Here is a 24329-nt window from a genome sequence, read left to right as displayed (position 1 = left end):
TGATATAAAAACACTATTTGTTATTTATGTCTTGGTCATTGGCTGTTAAGTAAAATTTTGATAAATGTGATACTTGGTATACTTTTGTTGAAAGTACTCATTTCTTAACTTACTAAACAGACGTATTTATGAGGAAAATTTTACTGATGAGCTTCCTTCTGGTGTGCTCATTTTGGCTTCCGGCATGGGCTCAGGAGCGAACGATTAAAGGTAAGGTTACAGCCGCCGAAGATGGTACACCTTTACCGGGTGTATCTGTTGTACTGAAAGGTTTAGCCAGAGGTACCAATACCGACGCAAATGGTTCATATTCAATAAACGCTCCGGCAAAAGGCGGAACACTGGTGTTCAGTTTTGTCGGTTCGGCAACGCAGGAAATAGAAATCGGTAACCGTACCGTTATTGACGTTAAACTGGCGAATGATGCCAAGCAACTGGGTGAAGTGGTTGTAACGGCTTTAGGCCAGCAACGCGATAAGAAAGCACTTGCCTATGCCGTCTCCAATGTGAAAGGTGATGTGCTTCAGCAACGCTCGGAGCCCGATCCACTGCGGGCGCTATCGGGTAAAGTGCCGGGCGTGAACATCACGGCCGGTAACGGAGCCCCCGGTGCGGGTACACGGATTACCATCCGGGGTAACAACTCATTTACAGGAAACAACCAACCGCTGTTCGTTGTGGATGGTATTCCCTTCGATAACTCGGTCAACACGCCCCAAAACGGTAGCCAGGGGTATAACACAAACACGGTAACGACAAACCGGGCTTACGACATCGATCCGAACAACATCGAAGCGATGACCGTACTGAAAGGTGCGGCTGCATCGGCTCTGTACGGCTCACGGGCCGCTAACGGCGTTATCGTGATCACGACCAAATCGGGTAGCAAATCAGCACGTAAGGGTCTTGAAATCAATTTCAATTCTTCATATTCAGTTGAAAACGTATCAACGGTTCCCGATTACCAGAACACCTATACCCAGGGTTCTAACCAGACCTATAACGGTGGATTTATTGGAAACTGGGGTACCGTTTTCCCATCGGAAGTTGACCGCATTAATGCCGGTCTGGGTTTTGAGCGGTATTCTAAAGTAGTTGATCCGGATTATCCGGCGGGTACCGTCCCTCACCCGCTGGTCGACGCAACGGTTCCTTACGGCGCTGCCCGTTACCAGACGGCTTTCCCTGAATTGCTACAGGCAAACGGCCGGGGTATTCCCGTACCACTTGTTCCTCACGACATCATCGGCGGCTTCTTCAAAACGGGTAAAGTGATGGAGAACGGCATTCAGATTACCTCCACCGGCGATAAGACATCGCTGAACGCATCGGTCTCGAGGACCCGAAACGAGGGTATTATCCCAAACTCGTTCACGGATCGTACTACCCTGAGCTTCGGTGGCAATGCCACGCTTAGCAACAATGTCAACGTAGCCGGTAGCGTAGCCTATACGAACACCAATCAGCAAAGTCCACAGTCGGGCGCTGGTTATTACGCTGACTACGGCGGGCTGGCTTCTGCTGGCTCTATCTACAGCCGTTTATTTTATCTACCCCGTAACTTTGACTTGAACGGATACCCGTTCGAAAACCCGGTTGATGGCTCAAACGTATTTTACCGGGCGTTGGACAACCCGCTCTGGACCGCCAAGTACAACCTCTACAACTCTGGCGTAAACCGGGTTTACGGGAATATGACGATGAGCTACGACGTAACACCCTGGTTGAACTTTACCGCTCGCGGTGGTATCAACACCTACTCCGAAACGCGTAGAAACGTGCTCCGTCCCGGTGGTTCATTTTCCCCGCTCGGCTCGGTATCCCGGACAGATTTGACGAATACAGAAATTGATTTCACCTTTCTGGCTACGGCACAGCACGATTTTTCAGAAAAGATCAATGCCAAACTGCTGGTTGGTTTCAACCCAAACCAGCGGACCTATACCGAATCTGCGGTTAGTGGCGCACCCGTTATTGATCCGAACATCCTGACCATTGGCGGTACGCTAAACCAGAACGCGGCCGATTATCGGAGCCAGCGCCGGTTGTACGGCATTTTCAGCGAGTTGACGCTGGGTTATGGTAACTTCCTGTTCCTGACAGCTTCGGTTCGTAATGACCAATCGTCGACATTGCCAGCCCAAAATAACAGCTACTACTATCCGGCCGTATCCGGTTCGTTTGTATTCTCGGATGTACTGAATCTGCCGAAGAATATTATCAACCTGGGTAAATTACGGGCTAACTACGCCAAAGTGGGTAAGGATGCTTCGCCTTATCAGGTATTTACGGCTTACAATCTGGGCCGTACGTTCTACAATGGGACCGCCATTTCAACGGCCAACTTACCAAGCCAGTTGAACAACATCAATTTGAAGCCTGAGTTTACGTCTGAGGTTGAGTTAGGAACAGAACTTCAGTTCTTCAACAGTCGGATTGGTATTGACGCGGCTTATTTTGATCGTGTATCGACTGATCTGATCGTTACCCGGGAGTTGCCCCGAACGTCAGGTTTTGCTACCGAAATAACAAACGCCGGTAAAATCTCCAACAAAGGGTGGGAAGTTGGCCTGACGCTTGTTCCGCTACGGATGTCCAACGGCCTGACCTGGACGTCTTACTTCGCTTTCACAACAATTAAGTCGAAAGTGGAAGATGCTGGTCCCGGTGGCGAGATCTTCATTGGTGGTACCGGCCTTTCCTCGCTGGGAACCATTTTCCGGAATGGTCTGCCTTACGGCCAGATCATCGGTTCAAAGAACGCCCGTGACGATGCCGGTAACCTATTGATCAACCCAAGCACGGGTCTTCCCATCCGGGCGGCACAATCAGATATTATTGGTGACCCGAACACGAAATACCAGGTGGGCTGGACCAACACCGTAAACTTCAAAAACTTCTCGCTGAGCGTATTGATGGACTACAAAGCCGGTGGTAGCCTGTTCTCCAGCACGGCAGCGTCACTGCTGCTGCGTGGCCAGCTCAAGAACTCCGAAGATCGCGAAGGTATGCGGGTAATTCCGGGTGTACTGGGCGATCCGGCTACCTACAAGCCACTGTTAGGTGATAATGGTCAGCCAATAAAAAACACCATCGCTATGTCGGCCTTCCAGTACCACTTTACGGATGGATACGGCGCCTACGGTGCTGACGAAGTAAACATCTACGACGCTACAGTCGTGCGCCTGCGGGAAGTATCGCTGGGCTACAGCGTACCCAAGGCCTTCCTGAAGCGCTATGCTAAGGTATTTGGCAGCATGCGGGTGTCCGTATCGGGTCGTAACCTGTGGTTCTATGCACCGAACATGCTGAAAGGACTGAACTTCGACCCTGAAGTACTGTCCAACTTCGCCGATTCGAACATTCAGGGCTTTGACCTGGGCGCTTCGCCATCGACCCGTCGTTTCGGTATCAACCTCAATGCTTCATTCTAACTACGGTCAGGGAGATACAGATGATGGCTCTCCCTCATTAAAAATTCTAACTAAGCAGTTACAATGATTAATACTAAAAATAGTATCAGGGCACTGGCACTGGCTGGATTTATAAGCATAGTCAGTTCGTGTAGCTATACCGATCTGGATATCAATACAGATCCCAACAAACCAGCATCAGGTTCCTTGGGTCTACTGTTGCCCGTAGCGGAAAACGCGGCCCGTGATGCGTTCACGAGTGTCAATAGTAGTGCTATGGGCTTTGCGGGGCTGTGGAATTCCAACGATGCCTATAACCTGAGCAACACCAGCTTCCAGGGCACCTGGAATGATGCTTACCGAAACATGCAGAGCATGGAGGAAATGCTGAAGGCTACGGAAGATGGTAAAAATCCCCGCTATCGGGGTATTGCCCTGGTGCTGAAGGCCTATGCAATGGGCAACTATGTGGATATGTTTGGCGATATGCCGTACACAGAAGCCTGGAAAGGTAACGCAGCCAAACAGAATACATCCCCGGTGTTCGATAAGGACGCTGCCATTTACGAGGATCTGATCAAACTGTGCGATCAGGCCATTGTAGAACTGGCTAAACCCCAGCCGGTTGCGGTCATCAACGATTATATGGGTGGTGGCAATGCAACGACCTGGACGCGGATTGCCAGAACCGTGAAGTTACGCCTGTTGCTGAACGCGCGTAAAGGCCGTACCAATGGCAATGCCGAACTGAAAGCGGCTTTCGATGCGGGCGGATTTATTTCAACTCCCGCCCAGAACTGGTCATACCTGTATTCGAAGCAGATTTCACCCGAGCGTAACACCCACCCCTGGTTTATTACCTATACCGGAACCTCGGACCCGACGTACATCAACCACCAGTTGATGGGCGAAATGATCCTGAACAAGGATCCTCGTCTGCCTTTCTATTTCTACCGGCAAACATCACGGATTCTGGACCAGAATAACCCAACCGACCGGGGTACTACGCCTTTTGGCGGATCGTACCTGCCACTGCGGGCTTCGTTCCTGGATGAATATAAGAACGCATTTGGTATCACGGGTGCAATACCGGCTGCTGATCTGGCCTACATCGCCGGTTACTTTGGACGTGACCGGGCCGATGTATCGGGTGCTGCTGCCGATGGTCCACTGCGGACTGCGCCTGGCACCTATCCGGCGGGTGGCGTTTTTTCTGACCGCACGGTGGCTGCTGTAGCCCTTACCGGCCAGGCATCGCTGAACTTCGGTGGTGATGGTATGTGGCCGCTGATCCACAGCTGGAACACAAAGTACTATCAGGTGGAAGCTATTCTGGATGGAACTGGTGTAACAGGCGACCCCAAGGCTCTCTTTGAAGCCGCCATGCGTGAGCAGATTGCCGTGGTTGTGGCTCAGGGCCTTAAATCAGACCCCACCCGTGCTAAAGCACCCGCGCAGGCCGATGTCGATGCCTATGTAAAAGCCTGGCTGGACTTGTATGATGCAGCTACGTCTGCCCAATCTAAATTGAACGTGGTAGCCAAACAAATCTGGTTCTGTTCGTGGGGACAGGGCATGGATATGTGGAACCTGCAACGCCGGACGGGCTACCCCATTCAAAGCCAGTTCAAACAATTCTCGGTAGGGATTCAGGCTCCAATTTCGAAGCCACCCCGTCAGTATGCGTTGCGCTTACCCTATCCGCAGTCTGAAGGTGCGCTGAATCCGAATGCAGCTAAATACGTTTCCGACGTGATTTTCGACCGGGATCCGATCTTCTGGGACAAGGTAAAAGTTAAGTGGGAGTACTAGGAAAATCATAGCCACCGGCTACGAGCATACATAAGCGCGTAGCCGGTGGGTTAACCAGATAACGACAGCAATGAAACAACTATTTTTATATTCATTAACGGCCGCAGTTATGCTGCTGGTCGGTTGCCAGGATGAGTCACTTAACCCCAACAAACCTTGGGAGCCAGGTGTACACGCCCTGGGGGTTTTTGACGGAGTCGCCGAAACCGCTAAAGCCAATTTTGCGGCCAACGCCAAAAACTTCCCGCTTACGGGGCAGGATGCCGCAAAAATTGACTTCAAAATCCGGTGGGTATCGCTTGATAACAAACTCACAGTGAGTAAGATCGTTATTAAGGTAGACATGATCGAGTCGTACACTGATCCTGACGGAAACCCAAAGACAGTATCGCTGGGTGGTGGAGGTAAAGTAGTGAAAACGATTGATGCACCAACGGCGAACCGCCAGTGGAATGCATTTAGCCTTTCTCCTGCCGATATCTATACGCTCTACAAAGATGCGACCGTCAAATACGACAAGGTAAATGCGGTGAAGGTATTTGAAAACCCCGCCCGTCCCCGCCCCGCTGGCGCACGTTTGCAGGGACCTCAGGTGGTAGGCGGTAAAACGGTTGCCACTGCCGATGCGTTTGTGGTTACCTGGGAGCTTACCACGTCTGACGGGTTGGTATTTAAAGTATGGAACGAAGATAGTATCTGTCTCGACCCAACGCCGGTATCGCAGGCTAACTCCAATTGCCGCCTGAACTTCACGGTTCGGTAACAGCGTTAACAATTCAATGACTAGCAGCAGCGGGGTAACCCGTTGCTGCTATTTTTGTATATTCGAGTCCAATGATGAAGGGGCCATTTAAGATTTTATTACTTTGGCTGTTAACAGCTCCCCGGCTGCTGGCACAGACGCCTACCTACGCAGCTGATATTCAGCCTATCATTACTCAGCACTGTGCGCCCTGCCACCACCCCGGTGGCCTGGGACCGTTTAGCCTGCTTACCTACGAAGACGTCGCCAAACGAGGTAAGTTTGTCGCGAAAGTTACCCAGATTCGCTATATGCCGCCTTTCCCGGCCGATCGTCAGTTTCAGCATTACGCTAACGAGCGGGGCCTTTCCGAAAGCGAAATCAATACTATTCGGGCCTGGGTGCAGGGGGGAATGGTGCGGGGTAAAGAGCAGAAAAAAACTAGCCAAGGTCAGGGTGCAGAGGGAAGCCTGACTAATAAGGAATCCTCTATCCTAACCCCACTTCCCCCTGTCCGAACGCCGGATCTTGTGCTGCGTATGAAGCCTTATGGTATCAGGGGCGATGCACGGGAGGACTTTCGGTATTTCCACATACCCATGGGTTTGTTGCAGGACATCTGGGTTGAAGCGATCGAGTTTGTTCCCGGGAATCGTAAGTTGCTCCATCATAGTCGACTCATGATTGACTCTACAGGGACTATGGCCGGTATTGATGGCATCACGGAAGAAGACCCACGACTGCGCGACTTTCAGAAAACACCGCTCGCCGACGAATTCCTGTATGGGTGGGTACCGGGTAACGACCGGGTAACGTTTCCCGAAGGGGCGGCCAAGCGCATTCGGGCAGGTAGCGACCTGATTCTAAATATCCATTATTCGCCGTCAGCAAAGGCCGATCAGGACCAGTCGGAAGTGCGGTTATATTTCGCCAGAAAGCCAGTGGAAAGGGTTGTAAAAACGCTTACGCTCACGGAGAATAATGTGACGAATCAGCCGTTTCAACTGCCGGCCAACACCAAACCAACGTTCTACATGAACTATGGCCCGCTGCCCGATACCATTCGGCTTTTATCTGTATTACCGCATATGCACCGGCTGGGGAAATCGGTGCGGGCGTTTGCTATTACGCCCGATGGCAACGTGATCAACCTAATAAAAATAGACGCTTGGGACTACAACTGGCAATTGTCTTATTTCTTCCAAAATCCACTTGTTCTACCCAAAGGGACCACGATTATTGCCGAAGCCAGCTACGATAACACAGATCAGAACCCCATCAATCCCAACCGTCCCGCACGAACCGTAGGCTACGGCTGGAGCTCGACCGATGAAATGATGAATCTGGTGTTCTATTATATAAAGTAACGTGAGTAACGAGTTAGTTGGATAGAAATTCACCTTGTATACAGCTTTTGGCTAGTCAGGTGAATACAATTTAACCAGCCTACAGCCATTGTTGACGTTACCGTAGTTCCTCAATTCAGCAAGCAGCCAATAGCCTCTGTTCGGGCCGTCACAACGGCCTGGTTTGCCAGCAGCGCATCCAGCGCTTGCTGAAGGTAAGCGTTCGTGACATCCGGACGGTGTTTACCCAATGAAATATACCAATCGTCAATAGCTCCCTGATAGCGTACAGTACCATTTGCCTGCATGACGACCACTTCTGGCGTGGTGCGTACCCGAAACTGCCGGGCCAGCCGCGCTCCGGTATCTGCCCGACCTGCAAAAGGAAGTCCGTATTCCGAACGAAATTGCCTGATTCGTTGGGGTGAATCAGTAACCAGCGGAAACATCGCTACAAATTGAACCCCTGATGGGGTAAAACGCTGGTACAGTTTGTCCAGTGTCCGAACGTACTGCTGACTAATGGGGCATTCAGTGCTAAGAAAAGCGTATACCGTCAGTTTAGGTGGAGTGGGTTTCGACTGAATGAACAGCAGGAGAACCAACCCTATTCCGGTCAGACGTTTAAACTGTCCGATGATCGTTCGTCGTGTTATTCGTATGAATACTTCAGCTTGATGAGTCTGTTGATACCAATGGCTGTAAAGTCGTTGTACAAACCACACGAAATAGGTTAAACTGCCCATAGCTGTTCCACTGTCTAAGAATCAATGGTAATATACGAGCACAAATGAGTTGGTTGTCTTCATGGTATAAGCTTCATCGCACATAACCAGTGTTATTAACTGACTGAGTACGCTTGTTCATTGACTGATCGAAGTATGGCAATAAAGGTATAATTCCAAGAATATAGGTATGCACATATAAGTTGATTCTGAAGTTAAAGAAGGATTAAAATTTTGTATTATAAAAGGATGCCCTGTATTAGTAGAACCTACCTTTTTGAACTGAAATTAGTATTATAAAAAGTAAACGTTATAATTTTTACTTATATCGGTAATTCTTGTTGTTATTACTCATATACATAATGTTTTGTTTTTAAGTAAAAATCTGTGATTAGCTCAACTCTAATTAACTTCCAAGTACATTGGTGACAAAATAAAATTTTGATAATATGGTTTTGTGGCGTACGATTAACTAAGTTTGATCATCTGATGCTAATTTTTTGTTGAATTTTTTTAATATTAGTTTTGTGGTTGGGTATCATTAATTAACCTAAAAAGCAACAACTAAATGAGTAGAATTCTAATATTGAGTTTCCTGTTGGTAAGCTCGATCTGGTCTACAGCGTGGGCTCAGGAACGGAGAGTAGTCGGTAAGGTTACGTCGGCAGAGGATGGATCCGCTTTACCCGGCGTTTCTGTGGTAGTAAAGGGATCGACTAAGGGGACAACGACGGATGCGAGCGGTATTTACAGTCTTACAGTCCCTTCCGGAAAAGGGACAATTCTGGTATACAGCTTCGTAGGTGTTACCACACAGGAAATTAAACTCGGTAGTGAATCGGAGGTGAATGTAAGCCTGGTGTCCGATTCGCGTCAGCTATCAGAAGTCGTCGTAACAGGGGTTGGCGTAGCCACCTCAAAAACCAAGTTAGGTATTGCCGTAGAATCTGTATCGGCGAAAGACCTTCCGGCTGCGCCAACGGCTTCGATCGACCAGGCTCTGGTTGGTAAAATTGCCGGTGCTCAGATCGTGAGTGCCAATGGTACACCCGGCTCAAAAGCCAATATCCTGCTGCGGGGTATCAATACGATTAACCGGGGTACATCGCCAATTGTGTTGATGGATGGTGTGCAGGTAGGTTCTACTGACATTAACAGCCTGGATCTGACTACCATTGAACGGGTTGAAGTTATCCAGGGTGCGGCTGCCGGTACACTCTACGGAGCGCAGGGCGCCAATGGCGTTATTCAATTGTTCAGTAAGCGGGGTAAAGATGGCCCGGCTCAGATCAGCTTCTCAAACAGCTATGCCAGCAACTCATACATCAACAAGGGTGGAGTTGCGCAGGCTGACAAACATGCGTTTGTAACGGATGCCAGCAACAATGTAATTGGGGTGTCCGGCAAGCCGCTCGCCTTCGATCCGGCCACCAGTACCTGGAGCGAAAACGTTCAGTACAATGCGCTGGACGTAAACAGCCAGGCCAATAAGCCGTACGACCAGAACCTGAAGTTCTACGATTATTACAAGATGTTTTTCCGGTCGTCGGAAACGATCAACAACTCGCTGAACATCTCGGGCGGAAGCGGTAAGGCTGATTACAGCATCACAGCCTCCAATAGCTATCAGTCGACCATTCTGAAAAACAACGGGGCCTTTAACCGCAGCAACCTGGTTAGCAATATTGGGATGACCCTTGCCAAGAATTTGACCTTGCGCAGCATCTCCCAACTGGTATACACCAAGAACACGATCAATACCTACGACCGGGCTGTCTGGTACGATATCAACAACACCCGTCCGTTCGATAATTACGATTACGTCGATCCGGACGGTAACTATGCCGCTTATTTCGGTAGCGCGTCGGGCGTAAACGGGTACAACCCGAACTACCGTCTGCAATACCGCAACCACGCCGACAACAAAGTAGACGTTATTCAGAGCGTTGAACTGGATTACAAACCCATCAAATACCTGGACCTGAACGCCCGGTATGGCTTAAACTACACGCAGGAAGGCGAACGGTATACGTATGGGAATCAGACGTTGAACCGGAATATCATTGCCAACGGTGCCGGTTATGCTACGTCGCTGAACGCCAGCGATGCCAAAGGGGAAATTTCGACCTACGATTACAAAACCGTGTTCCAGAACTTCCTGGCCAGCGCGTTCATCAAAACGGATTTTCAGGAGGATTTCAAGCTGAACGTCCCTATCCGGACCTCGACCCAAATCTCGTTCGACTATCGGAAAAACAATTACAAAGAATTTGATACCTATGCGCTGGGCGTACCTACGTACAACCCGTATACAGCCGCTCAGGCCAGTACTTACCGTGTTTCACTTGACAACAGCACGCCATTCGTAACGTACGGATACCTGATCAATCAGCACATCGAATACGGTGAACTGCTCGGTGTGACCGCCGGTTTCCGTTCCGATTATTCGTCGGCATTCGGACGTGGGTCGACGCCGTTTACCTTCCCGCATGCCGATGGGTATGTCCGTCCGTCGTCGCTTACCTTCTGGCAGAACAGCGCTTTGGGAACGTATGTCCCTGAGTTCAAACTGCGGGCAGCCTACGGTCAGGCGGGTATTCAGCCCCGTCCATTCGACCGGTACGTAACGCTGGGTACACGTACCTTCGGCGCTAACAACGTCTTTTATAACACTGTAACGCAAAGCAATCCGGATTTGGGCGTAGAGGTGTCGAAAGAACTTGAACTCGGAACGGACTTCACGATTAAAGGCGGTAACGGCGATTGGCTCCGCAAGCTTAACTTCTCGTTCAGCTATTGGGACCGCTCGACCGACAACGCTATCTATAACGTAAACTCGGCTCCATCTACGGGTATCGGTACAGTTAAAGATAACGCGTTCTCGCTATCGTCTAAAGGAACGCAGTTCTCCTTAAATGCAACGGTGTACCGGGGTCGCAGCTTCACCTGGAATTTCACAACGAACTTTGGACACCAGAGCTCGCAGATCGACGCGGTGAAAGGGAACCAGCAGATTGTTGTGACCTCCAGCGCCGGTAGCACCAACTACGTGCTGAAAGCCGGTCAGAAAATCGGTCAGTTATTTGGCTTCCTGGCTATTCACAGCCTCGATCAGGTGTTGCCCGATGGCACGCCCGCCATTGCCGAAAGTGCCAAAGGAAATTACGAAGTGGCCAGCAACGGCTATGTGGTTAACAAAACGACCAAGCAACCCCTGTTTAGCTCGGCGCAGTACAGCTTTGGTGATCCGAACCCTACGTTCGTATCGTCGTTCATCAACGATATTTCGTTCCGCGACATCATAACGCTGAACTTCCAGTTCGACTGGACGCAGGGCAGCCACATCTACAACCAGACGAAAGAATGGATGTACCGTGATGGTATCCACAAGGATTACACCAATCCGATCACGATCAACGGTCAGACGGGTGCCTGGACGGCCTTCTATCGGGGTGTTTATCAGGCGGGTGCCAACAATGGAACGAAAGATTACTTCTACGAAGATGCTTCCTTTGTACGGCTTCGGAACGTGGCGCTGGGTCTGGAATTAACCAAACTCATCAAGTTGCCGATGCGCCGTTTGCAGGTTGTCTTCAGCGGTCGTAACGTGCTCACGTTCACGAAGTATACGGGCTTCGATCCTGAGGTAAGTTCCGGGCAGACAACGGGTAACGAAAGTTCGGCATGGGATCGGGGTACGGACCATAACACGACGCCAAACAACCGTTCGTATCAGGTTTCTCTCAATTTTGGCTTCTAATTTTTTATCAGCACGAACAACTTCATGAAACGATATATAAAAACAACAGTCCTGTCTCTGGCGCTGGTTAGCCTGCTTGGCGCCTGCAAGGAGCAACTGGATGTCAAAAATCCTAACCAGCCTACGCCGGCCAGTGCCTCGACCGAAACGGGCGTTATTGCTCTGGCCCAGGGGAGTGTGTACATTAACGGATTCCGGGATGGGATCAAATACAGTGACGGTGTGCCGGGTTATTTCTGGACCGGCGCTGTTGGATTCCATGAACTGATGGGCGACGTGGTGGGCGAAGAAGCGGCCAACGTGTATGGCAACCAGGTTGGTATGCCCGATCTGGTAACGCTGGACGATGGTACCAAAGTGGCCAACCCAAGTGCCGTCAATACTCAGATTGCGCTGCTGCGGACCGTGAATACCAACGCCAATGCGGGTGCGAACCCACTTTTCTATGAGTGGGCGTATATGTACAACCTGAACAACGCCATGAATAACGTAATTGACATCGTCAATTCAACTACGTTCTCGGGTACGTCGGCGGCTGCTAAAAAGAACACCGTTCTGGCCTGGGCTTATTGGTGGAAAGGCTATGCCTATTCGCGCATTGGATCGATCTATTACGCGGGGTTGATCAATGATAAGACGGGCGCCACCAATGGCAACTACGTGACTAAAGAGAAGATCATTGCCGAAGCCAACAAAAACCTCGACCAGGCCGCTACGTTGTTAACGACACTGGGTACGGATGCGGCTTACACGGCAACGATCACCTCACTGGTTCCGCAGTTCAATCAGGTGGGTAAAGGGGTTCCGCCAACAACGGATATGTGGAAACGGAGCATCAACACGCTCAAAGCCCGCAACATTCTGGTAAATACAACGGCCGCTACCATGACGCCTGCACAATGGGGCCAGATTCTGACTCTGACCAACGATGGGGTGAAATCGACGGATAACGTATTTACGGGCCGTTCGACCGACAATGCCGATTTTATCTCCAGCGTGAACGGCAGCATGGCAGCAAAATCGACGGGTACGCCGGGTACGGTTACCTATAAAATCAGCGAGCGCCTGATCCAGGATTTCCCGGCCGGCGATAAGCGGTTAACCAATAACTTCACCCAGCTGGCTGCTCCTGCCTTGTTCAACTCCGACCGGGGTAACTCATTCAACACCCGCTGGCAGTTGGTGAACGGTGGTAAAGGACAAGCCGGTGTTGTTGTGCTGAGCAACCTGAATGTTGGAGCTTATGAACTGTATCTGGCAGGCACGTACGAAGAAAACGAACTGATGAAAGCCGAAGCTAAACTGTACACGGGCGACATCGCCGGTGCGCTGGCTTCGATTGATGCAGTGCGTTCGTTTCAGGGTGCCGGTCTGGCTCCGCTGAGCGGGCTGACACTCGATGCTGCCAAAGAAGAACTTCGCAAAGAGCGCCGGGTAGCCTTGGCTTTCCGCGGACTCTCGTTCTACGATGCCCGTCGTTGGGAAGTGATCTCGAAAGGCCGCACCGGTGCCGTTGTTGTTGACAAAGCCGGTAAGGTGAATACAAATGCAACCATTACGTATAACTTCCTCGATTACTGGGATGTACCCGATAATGAGCTGGTCTATAACCCGGCGGCTGCGGGAAGTGCACCCGTGAAAAATCCGAAGTAATTACTGGCATTTGATAGTACATAAGAGGCTCCCCGATTTTCCGGGGAGCCTCTTCGCGTTAGAAGCTAAAAGCAGCCGTTCAAAAAATATTGTTACGGCGTATATATAATGCATCAAATCGAGCGTTTTTCACGTACCGACGCGTACATGATTTGTTAAAAGGCAGCAAATGCAGGACGATATTTTACCTGATCCGCTTACTAGACTGTTGAAAGAAAAGCCTCTGCTTTTACTGGTCTGGAACTAAGGAGTTCATGGAATAAAAATGCATTTTCATGTAAAAAATAGTAGCTTGCCAGTAATTTTCGGCTGTTATTTCTGATACAAATAAGTAGTTCACCTCCAAAAACTTTTGCCTAGCGTATAACCTATACATGAGAAAATTTTGTGGTACTATTTTGGGACTGGCTCTGCTGGTCCTGCTGCCGGGTTATCTGTTCGCTCAGCAGCTGCGTATAACGGGCAGAGTAACATCGCAGCAGGATGGACTGCCAATACCGGGAGTGAACATTGCGGTTCGGGGAACAACCAATGGGGTTAGTACCGATGCCAATGGGAATTACACGATCACGGTTCCGGGCAGTTCGGCCGTGCTTCTGTTTACCTCAATCGGATTGGTGCAGCAGGAAATAACGGTGGGCAACCGTACTGTTATCAACGTGCCCATGAAAGAAGCCGTTAATGAACTGAGCCAGGTGGTCGTTACGGGCTACAACACCACCCAGCGAAAAGACATTACCGGTTCCATTGCCTCGGTATCGCCCGATAAATTCAAAGATATTCCCGTTGCCAGTTTCGACCAGGCGCTGCAAGGGCAGGCGGCTGGTGTGCAGGTGACGCAGTCGTCGGGTACGCCGGGTGGCGGACTCACCGTGCGGGTGCGGGGCAATACATCCATCTCGGCCAGTAACCGCCCCCTGTTTATTGTCGACGGCGTACCCGTATCAGACGGGGGCTTGTCGGGCCGGGAGTTTGGCGGGCAAACAGACAATGCGCTGTCTCTTTTTAATCCCAACGATATTGAGTCTATCCAGGTGTTGAAAGATGCCTCGGCCAAAGCGATCTATGGCTCACGGGCGGCTAATGGTGTGGTACTGATCACGACCAAGCGCGGCAAAGCCCAGAAAACGAGCTTTACTGCCGATGTGCAGCGGGGGATAACGGATGTGGTAAAGCGGCCGGACCTACTTAATTCTACAGAACTGCTGGAATTACAGCGCGAAGCCGTTACCAATGCCGGACTTGACCCCGATAAGCTGGGTCTGATCAAAGGCGTTACCGATGGGCAAAATACAGACTGGATAGATGCTGTGCTCCGAAAAGGGGTTTATCAGCAGTACCAGCTATCGACCCAGGGGGGGAACGACCGCACACAGTTTTACCTCAGCGGCAGCTACCGCGATGAGCAGGGGGTACAATTGAACAACCAGTTTACGCGCTATACCGGCCAGTTAAAACTGGATCATAAAGCGACGGATAAACTTTCTTTCGGAACAAACGTGACCCTGTCGAGGGCGTTGAACAAACGGGTAAAGGGCGATAATTTTCTGGATGGCGTGTACTCGGGTGCCATGAAAAGTCTGCCCTATTATTCGCCTTATAACGAACAGGGACGTCTTTATGGTCCCGCCGACGCCGAATACCCAGGTTTTCCGAATTTTAACCCGGTAGCCCAGGCTGTGCTGCCGCGATTCAATGCTTACACGGTTAAAATATTGGCAGGTCTGTATGCCGAATACGAAATCCTGCAGAATCTGCGCTTCCGGTCGAAGGTAAATATCGACTACAATAACGTAACTGAAGATCAGTTTGAACCCTCCACGACGGCTATTGGCGGGTTTCTGTCCAGTGTAGGCGGACAGGGCTACGGCGTGTTCATCAACCAGTCCCTATCCACATTTGTCAATACGAATACGCTGACCTATAATTTTCAAATCGCCGAAAAGCATCAGTTCAATGCACTGGCGGGGGTGGAGATTCTGCAGGCTACCGCCCGTGACGGGAATGTTCAGGGACGGTTGTTTCCCAGTGATGACTTCACGTACATAAACTCGGCGGGTATTGTCGATCAGGGCGGCTCCTCCGTGACGAACAATGGCCTGTTGTCGACCTTCGGCGAAGTTCGCTATAGCTATGATGAAAAATACCTGGCGACGATTACAGCCCGCTACGATGGCTCGTCGCGGTTTGGCCAGAGCCGCCGATTTGGCGTGTTCCCGTCGGCCTCCTTTGCCTGGCGTATTTCGAGCGAAAAGTTCATGGAGCGCTTCCGGTTCCTGAGCGACCTGAAATTACGGACGAGCTATGGCTTTACGGGTAACGAGCGCATCGGCGATTTTCAGTTTCTGGGCACCTGGGCATCGGTTACCTACAGTGGCGCAACGGGCGTGGGTCCGGCCGCTCTGGCCAACGCGAACCTGCAATGGGAACGCACCCGAGAAGCCAACATTGGCCTGGATGCTTCGTTCTTTAACGGGCGGCTTAATTTTATCGTCGATGCCTATGATAACCTGACGGATAAACTCCTGTTTGCGCAGCCCATCCCACAAACAACGGGCTTCAGTACCGTTCAGGGCAACATCGGGAAGGTATCGAACAAAGGGATTGAACTGACCATTTCGACAGTGAATGTCAACCGGGCTGTCCGCTGGAATACCGACCTGAACCTCTCCCATAACCAGAATAAAGTAGTAGAACTGGCCAGTACAGAACCGGTGTTCCGGGGCTACCAGGGTAACGGCGTTTCCAACACCAACGTTGTCTTACCCGGACAGCCATTGGGAACATTCTGGGGCTTGAAATTTCTGGGTGTCGACCCCGCCACCGGCGATGCCATCTACGACGATAAAAACGGCGATGGCCGCATTACCCCCGCCGACGGACAGGTTATTGGCAATGCTCAGCCAAAACTCTATGGCGGGTTGACCAACAAGATTTCCTGGAAAGGCATTGATCTGAGTGCGCTGCTCCAGTTTTCGTACGGCAATAGCATCCTTAATTTTTCGAATGAGACCCTGTTGAATTCCGGTGCCGATATTCAGAATAACCAGACGCGCCAGGCGCTCAAACGCTGGCGTAAAGAGGGTGATATCACGAGCGTACCCCGTTACGAATATCAGAATACCTATAATAACTACACCAGCAGCCGATTTGTGGAAGATGGGTCTTACCTGCGGTTGAAAAACGTATCGCTGGGATACAATATTCCCAAGACCTGGATCAATAAATACAAGGTGGCCAATGCACGTCTGTACGTTTCGGCAACGAACCTCCTGACCTGGACGCGTTACTCGGGAGCTGATCCGGAGGTGAGCACCCTCGATGGGTCTACCACGGCGCAGGGCATTGACTTTTTTACCTTTCCTCAGATCAAAACGGTATTGGTAGGGGCAACCCTTAGCTTTTAATTCGCTTCACGATGATTCGCTTTCTACGATATAGCCTATTGATTACACTGGCCAGCCTGGCGGCCTGTCAGGAGGTGCTGGAGCCCAAACCGGTGACGCTGCTGGTTGATGAACTGGTGCTGAACGAACCCAACGATGTGCAGCCGGTACGTATTGGTTTGTACAGTGCGTTTCGGGGCATGGCCTCGCCCAACATCATTGCCGGGGATTTTACTGCCGATTACATTCAGGCAAACGGTACGTTTACTGATAATATTGAGTTTGGTACCAAGCGAATTACAGCTACCAACGGTGCTGTCAATGCGCTTTGGGGCGGGATATACAACACCGTTTATGTTGCCAATTTTATCCTGGAACGTCTGCCGGGCGTACCGAATGTGAGCGAAGCTACCCGGAAGCAGGTTACGGCCGAAGCTCGTTTTCTGCGGGGCTGGGCCAACTTTATCGGCGCGTATACTTTTGGCGATATTCCTAAAGTGACGAGCACGAATCAGGTAGCCAACACGACGATTACCCGCACGCCAAAAGCGGATATTCTGGCCTCGGTGCTGGCCGACTACCAGGCTGCCCTGACGGATCTGCCCGATGTTACATCGTCGTCGACCAATGCAACGACCAATGCCGCTTACATCAACAAAATAAATTGCCAGGCAGCGATGGCCCGTTTTTATCTGTACCAGAAGAACTGGGCACAGGCCGAGCAACTGGCTACCGTTGTGATTAACTCAGGCGTGTATACACTGCAAACCAATTACTCGGACCTCGTCACCAAAGATTTTACCAGCGAGTCCATTATTGAGGTTGGCTATAACCTGTCCGATGACCCCGGAACCGGGTCATACAGCCTGAACAACCTGCTGGTTGGTCGACGGGAAGTTATACCATCCAACCAACTTGTCAGTTCGCTGCTTTCGGCCGAATCGGGTACGCGGAGTGCCACGATTACCTTTAATGCCCAACAGCAGCGCGGAAACGATAATGGCTGGACGGTACGTAAATACGGTACAGCAACGGAAGACAACAACAACATTGTACTGATTCGGCTGGCCGAAATGTACCTTCTTCGCGCTGAAGCCAGGGCGCAGCAGGGTAAACTTACGGGTGCGTCGGGGGCCATTGCCGACATAAACGTAATTCGTACCCGGGCGAAAGCACCGGCGGTTACCGCAACGGCCCAGGCCGATGTACTGCTGGCCATTGAGCGGGAGCGTGTATATGAATTCGCGTTTGAAGGGCAGCGCTGGTACGATCTGGTTCGGACGGGCCGGGCGCAGGCCGTCATGTCGGCGTTCTCGCCAAACTGGAACAGCCGCTTTGAACTCTGGCCGATACCACAACGGGAAATTCAGCAAAACACAGCCCTGACACAAAACCCGGGCTATTGATTGGTTATTCAGGTATTCGCTGTTGCTAACACGTTGATCGATAGCGGTTCGCGTAAGGCAATGGCAAAAAAATGTCTTGTTCTGGACTATGGAAAATAAAAGCAACTATTCAATGACCAGTGGCCGCTGGCTGCTTAGCCTATTGGCCGTTACCCTGATTGGCTGGGCGGTAAGTGCCTGCGAGCCACAGGATCTGGATCGCACGTTTGAGGGGCCTTATTTCGTGCGGTTTACGGATACCACTCTAAATTATAAAGAGAGCTACAGCAAGCCGATATCCCTTAGCGTACACAACGCCGGACCCATACTGGACCAGCCGATCACGGTCACGTACAGCATCAGCGGTACAGCGCGTGAAGGCAAGGATTATACCATTGCCGGAACTAAAGGAACGGTAATCATTCCGGCAAAGGCCAGTACGGGCAGTATCAAGCTCCAATTGATCAACAATGCCAATAACATCCTCGAATCGCAGTCGCTCATCTTCACGCTGACCGGCGTTCAGCCCGGTACATTACAGGTTGGATTTGGCAAAGAAGGTGCCTTAGGGAAGCAGTTGAAGTTTACCATTCAGGACGACTGCCTGTTTGGTGGTTTTTATACGGGCAGTGGCCGGGTAGGGGCGCAGACCTACACCGCGTCGGATGTGGAGATTACCAGCACCGATTGCAAACAGTATATCCTGAAAAACTGGAACATCGGTCTCCTTAACTTTAACGCCACAAAGCCAACCCTTACGTTTATCGACAATGGCGATAACTCCCTGACGATACCGCCCCAGGGTAACCCTGAACTCAGTTCGACAGACCAGATTTCGGGCCGGGGGGCCTGGAATCCCATCGACCGAAAGATCTCACTAACGCTTCAGTTCAGGCTTAGAATGAATAATGGCCGGGATACCACCTTATCCTACGCCCAAACCTATACACCGCAGTAGTTTGGTTAATGAGTTATTAAGTTATTGATACATTTCGATCATGCGACATCTTATACGTTTAGTGCTCATTCCGGTTTTGACCGGCTGGCTCTTTGGGGGCTGCTCCGAGAAGCTGGAACCAAAGCCCGCCACTTATTCGCAAATACTGACCGGCACCGAAAAGAAAACCTGGAAGATGGTAACTTTTCAAGTTATTGATGACGGTACCCCATCGGGCGTGATACCGGTCTCGCAATCGGGGATAAATCCTTGTATCTCTGATGATCTGCTGACTTTCTACGCTAATCCGGAGCATAAGTTTGAAGCTAGTGAAGGCGCTACCAAGTGTAATCAATCAGACCCGGACATTTACGTGACGGACACCTGGACACTGGTCAACGCCAATGCCACACTGGAATTTTACATGCCCGTACTCGATGGTAAATATCCCTGGACGATCAAGAACCTGACCGCTAACTCGCTGACGGTTCAGTATTATTTCCCGGATGTCAATGCCAGCTATCAGTTTACGTTCAATTCGACTACAACCAAATAGGCGTATGTTCCGACTATTACTCAGCTTATTGCTACTTGTCCTGTTGACGTCGGGGGTAAACGCCCAGATTCCTCAACAATGCACGACCATGCAGATGGATAGTCTGCTCCGCGCCCGCCATCCCGAACTGGGCACCCTCAACGATTTTGAGCGGGCCCTTCAACAGAAGATAGTTGAGCTTAAAAAGCAGATGGCCAGCGGCCGGGTAGGGTTAGCTACGGTAATCACTATTCCCGTTGTGGTACACGTTGTCCACAACGGCGAGGCTGTTGGGGCCGGGCGCAACATCAGCCGGGCGCAGGTGCAGGCACAGTTGACTACACTGAATGAAGATTTTAGGCGGAAGGCGGGCACACGGGGGTTCAACGAAAATCCATTAGGTGCCGATATTGAAATTGAGTTCTGTCCAGCCATCGTCAATCCGCAGGGGCAGTCGATGGCCGAGCCGGGTATCGACCGTTACAACGGTAACCGGGCCAACTGGAATCAGAATGATATTGAAGGTATTCTGAAACCCAGCACTTACTGGAACCCCGACAAATATTATAACATCTGGGTTCTTGACCTAAATGAAGCCGTACCTGGTGGCGGTCAGGTTTTGGGGTATGCACAGTTCCCGAGCCAGTCCAACCTGCCCGGTATTCCTTCCGATGGTCCGGCCAGCACAGACGGTGTTGTGATTGACTATCGGTCCTTCGGCAATGCCGAGAAAGGGAATTTTCCCACTATGCGGGCCACGTATAACCTGGGACGCACACTCTCGCACGAAACCGGGCACTGGCTAGGCCTTCGTCACATCTGGGGCGATGCCAACTGCGGTGACGACTTTTGCGCCGATACGCCCCCACAGGCATCAGCGAGTAGTGGTTGCCCGGTGGGTCGGGTAAGCTGCGGCTCCACCAATATGGTGCAGAACTACATGGATTATTCCAACGATGCCTGCATGAATATATTCACCCTGAACCAAAAGGATCGTATACGGGCAGTTATGGCAATTAGCCCCCGGCGGGCAAGTCTCTTGTCATCCAATGTGTGCGGTACGCTGGTGGCAGCTCGTCCGGTGTCGAACTTCCGGGCTGATAACCTACAGGTGTTGTTGGGTGGTCAGATCAAGTTCAATGACCTCTCGGATGGGTTCCCTACGAGCTGGTCGTGGACATTCGAGGGGGGCACACCATCCACCTCAACGGATCAGAATCCAGTCGTTACCTACACCCAGCCGGGTAAGTTCAAGGTAACGCTGGTTACGTCCAATGCCGTAGGCCAGTCAGACCCGGTCACGCGTACCGAATATATTGAGGTGCTTAATCAGGGACTTTGCAATACGGTTACTAACTTCAACGGAACGCCAACGGTATTACGGGAAGTAGGCGGAACTGGTTATGTAGCCGGTCAGAATAGTCACAAAAGCAAAGCCGTGTCGGAGTTTTTTGCCAATAGGCTGGGCTATACGAATCTGGCCGGGGCATCGCTCAAGTTTGGTGTAGCCAAAGCCGCGAGGGGAGCCTCCACCGAATCGGTGGTGACGGTAACCGTCTGGAACGGACGAGGTTTTCAGGGTGGTCCCGGTGCGGTGCTGGGTGAGAAAGATGTACCCCTGCGGGTCATTCTGGACGATGTTGCCAATAACCGCCCAACAACGGTTACGTTCGATCGAAACGTACCCGTAAGCGGGCTGGCGTTCCACGTGGGTGTCACGTTCCCGTACGCTACCGGCGATACCATTGCTGTAATTACGACGAAAAACGGTGAATCGCTGGGGGCGACGTCCTGGCGGCAGAACCAGCAGGGCAACTGGCTCCGGTATGCCGACAGCCTGGGTCTGAACGTAGCGCACAACATTGTGGCCAACGTGGGCCAGAAACCATCGGTACAGATAGCGGCCTCGTCGCTGTTTATCAACCCCGGCGAAACCGTTACGCTGAATGCCCGCGGAGCCGGTATTTACAACTGGGTTGGCACGGGTCTGAACACCACCCTGGGGCCGCAGGTAGTTGCCCAGCCTACCCAAACGACCTCGTACACGGTGACGGGTTCGGGCCTGGATCTGTGCAGTACTACGGCCGTGGTAACGATCAATGTCCGGGCGGGTACCGTTACGGCGAATACACCACTTGCCGAACAGGCCCTACAGGTAACGCCAAACCCCAGCGACGGGCAAATGATGGTGCTCTTCAGCGGTCCGCAACGGGGCACCTTAACGCTGGGCGTGCGAAACGTAACGGGTGTTGAACTCTCCCGGCAGAATCATCAAAAAACCGCCGATCTCTTTCAGCAAACGCTTGACATAAAAACCGCCCCACCGGGTGTGTATTTTGTGGAGATCAGGATAGGGGAGGATGTGTTCAGGAAACGAGTGGTTAAGCAGTAGAAAGTTGAGGGGCCGGATTTTCAAATCCGGCCCCTGTTTGTTTGGTTATGAGAACTTTATCAGTAATTCAACCCTCCTCATAGCCTAATTGAATTTTTGTAAAAGCCCTGTGCAAGTTTATTAGCCAGGTGCGTTGAAATTAGTTGTTGGAGCTGAGTCGCCTGGCGAATGTCTTGCCCATTTATTACGTTATGCAGCATTTTTCTAAAACTGGTTATTACGTTTTCTTATTTTCAGCATGAACAGTCATCATCTGAAGTAGTATCAGAAAAGAACTAATAAGAAATAAAACGCTTGATCCAATAAACCAGTGGTTTCGTTCAACAGTAACGGTATCCGGTTGAATACCGTTAAACATTGCAGATCCTTGTAGTATAACTATTGTCCATAAAACGCCGATAGCTGCCACTGCTGCTGATCGTTTATAGATGTGTTTATTGAAAAGCAATCCAACGAGATATAGCCAACTCAGGAGCACAACTAAATAGGGTAGTTTTTCAAGAAGTGAACCTATAAAAACTGCGGCAAGAGCCAGTATTAGTATAGGCCAATCAAGTTTTGTGTCATTAAACGTGATACAGGCGAACGATAAAACAGTAAGTATCATAAGCACCTTTGTTGGCCAAAAGCGGAATTTGATATACTCCAATTCTTTTAAATGTTGCATAGGATTAGTTGCAATTAGTGCTCAAAGGCGAAGTTGAATTATCTATAACAGTAATTTTAGTTCCATATGTGTTTTTTGTTTCACGTAAATCCTGACCTAGATCAGCAGGATTATAACCTTGACCAAGTGGGCCAATATTTCCCTTGCCATTAGGAAGTGATATAAAAGGAACCAAAGTTTTACACGCAAACGTAGTACAATTATTATCTACCAAATTATATTTTGGATTGCCAAGGTTTTTTATATAGTAAACTACGCTTTTGAAATCAGCAGCTGATAAATCAACTTTCAGTGATACATCATAAGGAGTACCTCCATCGTCGCCCCAACTGCTTTCTGTTGATATACCTAAAGCTGCAATCCATTCAGTCTGCACGTAATACCCCATAACTATTCTTATGACCTTTCCGGTAAAGGAATCATAGCTCTCAAGACCTAAATAGGTATGCCCTGGTCTTCTATCGCGCTCGTTAAGATTAAGATCAGCTATTTGCCTTGTTCCATTAACCGGCTGATCAACGTATAAGGTTACACTATACTTGTATCGTGGATCGTCAGGGACTGTACCAAAGCAATTAAGTTTCTCCGCAATATTTATAGGCTTTGTAGGGCCTGCCAAGATATAATTATTTAGAAAGTACTGGTCACTAATGGCTTTTAAATTAGGGAAATCTTTCCAAGAGAGAGGTCCCTCTATCGTTCCGCCGGGAGTAACTGGCTTATCACAATTACCCGATGTAGTCATCGGTGCATTTCCTATGGGTGATATGTCATTTACGGGTACTACTTTTATGGTCAATTGGCGGCCATTCTTGTATGTATCTGGAATTGCCCATACAAAGCCACAATCAAGCGAGAGATGCTATGGTTTTGGCCGTTTTTCCAGGCTGCATCAGAGGGGAAACTGTAGTTGAAGCCATGATAGCGAGCTGCGGTGCTGCCAAATGCCCCTACTAAATCTTGTCGGTCGCCATTGGCTGTAATGTCAGCGTATGTTTTAACCCCGTCAACATAAATGTCAATTGTGACGGGCTGGTTCATGTCAGCCTGATCCAGTGCCCATCCTCCGATGCCATTACAGTTAGCATAATCAAAAGCTCCATTTGGACTGCTAACTGAACAAGAACCTACGCGGGTACTTTTGTTTTGTGAATATGACGAATCATAAGTCTCTATTATTAGCCGACCTTTTTCTACAAATAAGCTATTATCATCTCATTTATATGGCTTCGCAGTAACCTAAAACTAGTTTCATTGCCAGTTTTTGTAAAATGCCCTTTCAGTGTATACGAGGCAAAAGGGTTGGTAGTGGATAGTTCTGTTCCAATGTAATCAGTATAGTCTCCACCGGTTCGTACAAAGCCGTCCGGTACTAACACTTTCAGCCGGAATGCGTTTGAACCAGCCGTAACAAAGAGAAGTGCAGGGCTAATGTTTAAATAATGTGCCGAGATGAGAATTTCTATTTCTTCGCCAATCGCAACAGCCTTTTTGTTTGATTTAATAGTGAACTTAATTGGATCACTATCGAAAAGGGGATTACCCTTACCTGATGAATATTCAGTTGGCGACTGAA

15 protein-coding genes are annotated in these 24329 nt (G+C 50.2%); 11 read left to right on the top strand and 4 right to left on the bottom strand.

Annotated elements, in window-relative coordinates; translation table 11 throughout:
- Positions 1-128: 128 nt before the first annotated feature.
- From ACYVJM_RS11420 to ACYVJM_RS11405, 4 genes are all read left to right on the top strand, one after another.
- Complete coding sequence (locus ACYVJM_RS11420; protein ID WP_461148353.1) at positions 129-3434, top strand: SusC/RagA family TonB-linked outer membrane protein; 3306 nt, start codon at positions 129-131, stop codon at positions 3432-3434.
- 63 nt (positions 3435-3497) lie between these two features.
- Complete coding sequence (locus tag ACYVJM_RS11415; protein WP_461148352.1) at positions 3498-5225, top strand: SusD/RagB family nutrient-binding outer membrane lipoprotein; 1728 nt, start codon at positions 3498-3500, stop codon at positions 5223-5225.
- 70 nt (positions 5226-5295) lie between these two features.
- The gene (locus tag ACYVJM_RS11410; protein WP_461148351.1) at positions 5296-5988 is read left to right on the top strand and encodes a hypothetical protein; all 693 of its coding nucleotides are present in this window, start codon (positions 5296-5298) and stop codon (positions 5986-5988) included.
- A 71-nt stretch (positions 5989-6059) separates the two neighbouring features.
- Complete coding sequence (locus ACYVJM_RS11405) at positions 6060-7334, top strand: monooxygenase (RefSeq protein ID WP_461148350.1); 1275 nt, start codon at positions 6060-6062, stop codon at positions 7332-7334.
- A gap of 110 nt (positions 7335-7444) precedes the next feature.
- On the opposite strand, the gene ACYVJM_RS11400 is transcribed toward ACYVJM_RS11405, so the two are convergent.
- Positions 7445-8059, bottom strand: coding sequence for a redoxin domain-containing protein (locus ACYVJM_RS11400; protein ID WP_461148349.1), 615 nt, complete (start codon positions 8057-8059; stop codon positions 7445-7447).
- 547 nt (positions 8060-8606) lie between these two features.
- Here ACYVJM_RS11400 and ACYVJM_RS11395 point away from each other — a divergent pair.
- From ACYVJM_RS11395 to ACYVJM_RS11365, 7 genes are all read left to right on the top strand, one after another.
- The gene (locus ACYVJM_RS11395) at positions 8607-11798 is read left to right on the top strand and encodes a SusC/RagA family TonB-linked outer membrane protein (RefSeq protein WP_461148348.1); all 3192 of its coding nucleotides are present in this window, start codon (positions 8607-8609) and stop codon (positions 11796-11798) included.
- 24 nt (positions 11799-11822) lie between these two features.
- Positions 11823-13451 carry a RagB/SusD family nutrient uptake outer membrane protein gene (locus tag ACYVJM_RS11390; RefSeq protein ID WP_461148347.1) on the top strand — a complete coding sequence of 543 codons (1629 nt, stop codon included), beginning with the start codon at positions 11823-11825 and terminating at the stop codon, positions 13449-13451.
- 374 nt (positions 13452-13825) lie between these two features.
- Complete coding sequence (locus ACYVJM_RS11385; protein WP_461148346.1) at positions 13826-16858, top strand: SusC/RagA family TonB-linked outer membrane protein; 3033 nt, start codon at positions 13826-13828, stop codon at positions 16856-16858.
- 11 nt (positions 16859-16869) lie between these two features.
- Entirely contained in the window at positions 16870-18243 is a 1374-nt protein-coding gene (locus tag ACYVJM_RS11380) for a RagB/SusD family nutrient uptake outer membrane protein (protein WP_461148345.1), read from the top strand.
- 88 nt (positions 18244-18331) lie between these two features.
- Positions 18332-19180 carry a hypothetical protein gene (locus ACYVJM_RS11375; protein ID WP_461148344.1) on the top strand — a complete coding sequence of 283 codons (849 nt, stop codon included), beginning with the start codon at positions 18332-18334 and terminating at the stop codon, positions 19178-19180.
- 40 nt (positions 19181-19220) lie between these two features.
- Positions 19221-19715 (top strand): hypothetical protein, encoded by a 495-nt coding sequence (locus ACYVJM_RS11370; protein ID WP_461148343.1) that lies wholly within the window; start codon positions 19221-19223, stop codon positions 19713-19715.
- 4 nt (positions 19716-19719) lie between these two features.
- Entirely contained in the window at positions 19720-22086 is a 2367-nt protein-coding gene (locus tag ACYVJM_RS11365) for a M43 family zinc metalloprotease (RefSeq protein ID WP_461148342.1), read from the top strand.
- A 217-nt stretch (positions 22087-22303) separates the two neighbouring features.
- Here the strand turns inward: ACYVJM_RS11365 and ACYVJM_RS11360 are convergent, their stop codons facing one another.
- The 3 genes from ACYVJM_RS11360 to ACYVJM_RS11350 are packed head-to-tail and all read right to left on the bottom strand — an operon-like array spanning position 22304 to position 23794.
- Complete coding sequence (locus tag ACYVJM_RS11360) at positions 22304-22753, bottom strand: hypothetical protein (RefSeq protein WP_461148341.1); 450 nt, start codon at positions 22751-22753, stop codon at positions 22304-22306.
- Positions 22754-22757: 4 nt separating this feature from the next.
- The gene (locus ACYVJM_RS11355) at positions 22758-23498 is read right to left on the bottom strand and encodes a hypothetical protein (protein WP_461148340.1); all 741 of its coding nucleotides are present in this window, start codon (positions 23496-23498) and stop codon (positions 22758-22760) included.
- Between the two features lie 50 nt (positions 23499-23548).
- Entirely contained in the window at positions 23549-23794 is a 246-nt protein-coding gene (locus ACYVJM_RS11350) for a hypothetical protein (RefSeq protein ID WP_461148339.1), read from the bottom strand.
- Between the last annotated feature and the right edge of the window lie 535 nt (positions 23795-24329).

This window comes from Spirosoma pulveris, from assembly GCF_054781875.1.
The sequence above is the reverse complement of the archived record's forward strand: the minus strand, read 5'-3'. Positions and strand labels throughout refer to the sequence as shown.

Bases quoted from the DNA above. Each gene is read 5' to 3' on its own strand.
- ACYVJM_RS11420 (WP_461148353.1), top strand. From the start codon at position 129: ATGAGGAAAATTTTACTGATGAGCTTCCTTCTGGTGTGCTCATTTTGG.
- ACYVJM_RS11415 (WP_461148352.1), top strand. From the start codon at position 3,498: ATGATTAATACTAAAAATAGTATCAGGGCACTGGCACTGGCTGGATTT.
- ACYVJM_RS11410 (WP_461148351.1), top strand. From the start codon at position 5,296: ATGAAACAACTATTTTTATATTCATTAACGGCCGCAGTTATGCTGCTG.
- ACYVJM_RS11405 (WP_461148350.1), top strand. From the start codon at position 6,060: ATGATGAAGGGGCCATTTAAGATTTTATTACTTTGGCTGTTAACAGCT.
- ACYVJM_RS11400 (WP_461148349.1), bottom strand. From the start codon at position 8,059: ATGGGCAGTTTAACCTATTTCGTGTGGTTTGTACAACGACTTTACAGC.
- ACYVJM_RS11395 (WP_461148348.1), top strand. From the start codon at position 8,607: ATGAGTAGAATTCTAATATTGAGTTTCCTGTTGGTAAGCTCGATCTGG.
- ACYVJM_RS11390 (WP_461148347.1), top strand. From the start codon at position 11,823: ATGAAACGATATATAAAAACAACAGTCCTGTCTCTGGCGCTGGTTAGC.
- ACYVJM_RS11385 (WP_461148346.1), top strand. From the start codon at position 13,826: ATGAGAAAATTTTGTGGTACTATTTTGGGACTGGCTCTGCTGGTCCTG.
- ACYVJM_RS11380 (WP_461148345.1), top strand. From the start codon at position 16,870: ATGATTCGCTTTCTACGATATAGCCTATTGATTACACTGGCCAGCCTG.
- ACYVJM_RS11375 (WP_461148344.1), top strand. From the start codon at position 18,332: ATGGAAAATAAAAGCAACTATTCAATGACCAGTGGCCGCTGGCTGCTT.
- ACYVJM_RS11370 (WP_461148343.1), top strand. From the start codon at position 19,221: ATGCGACATCTTATACGTTTAGTGCTCATTCCGGTTTTGACCGGCTGG.
- ACYVJM_RS11365 (WP_461148342.1), top strand. From the start codon at position 19,720: ATGTTCCGACTATTACTCAGCTTATTGCTACTTGTCCTGTTGACGTCG.
- ACYVJM_RS11360 (WP_461148341.1), bottom strand. From the start codon at position 22,753: ATGCAACATTTAAAAGAATTGGAGTATATCAAATTCCGCTTTTGGCCA.
- ACYVJM_RS11355 (WP_461148340.1), bottom strand. From the start codon at position 23,498: ATGACTACATCGGGTAATTGTGATAAGCCAGTTACTCCCGGCGGAACG.
- ACYVJM_RS11350 (WP_461148339.1), bottom strand. From the start codon at position 23,794: ATGAACCAGCCCGTCACAATTGACATTTATGTTGACGGGGTTAAAACA.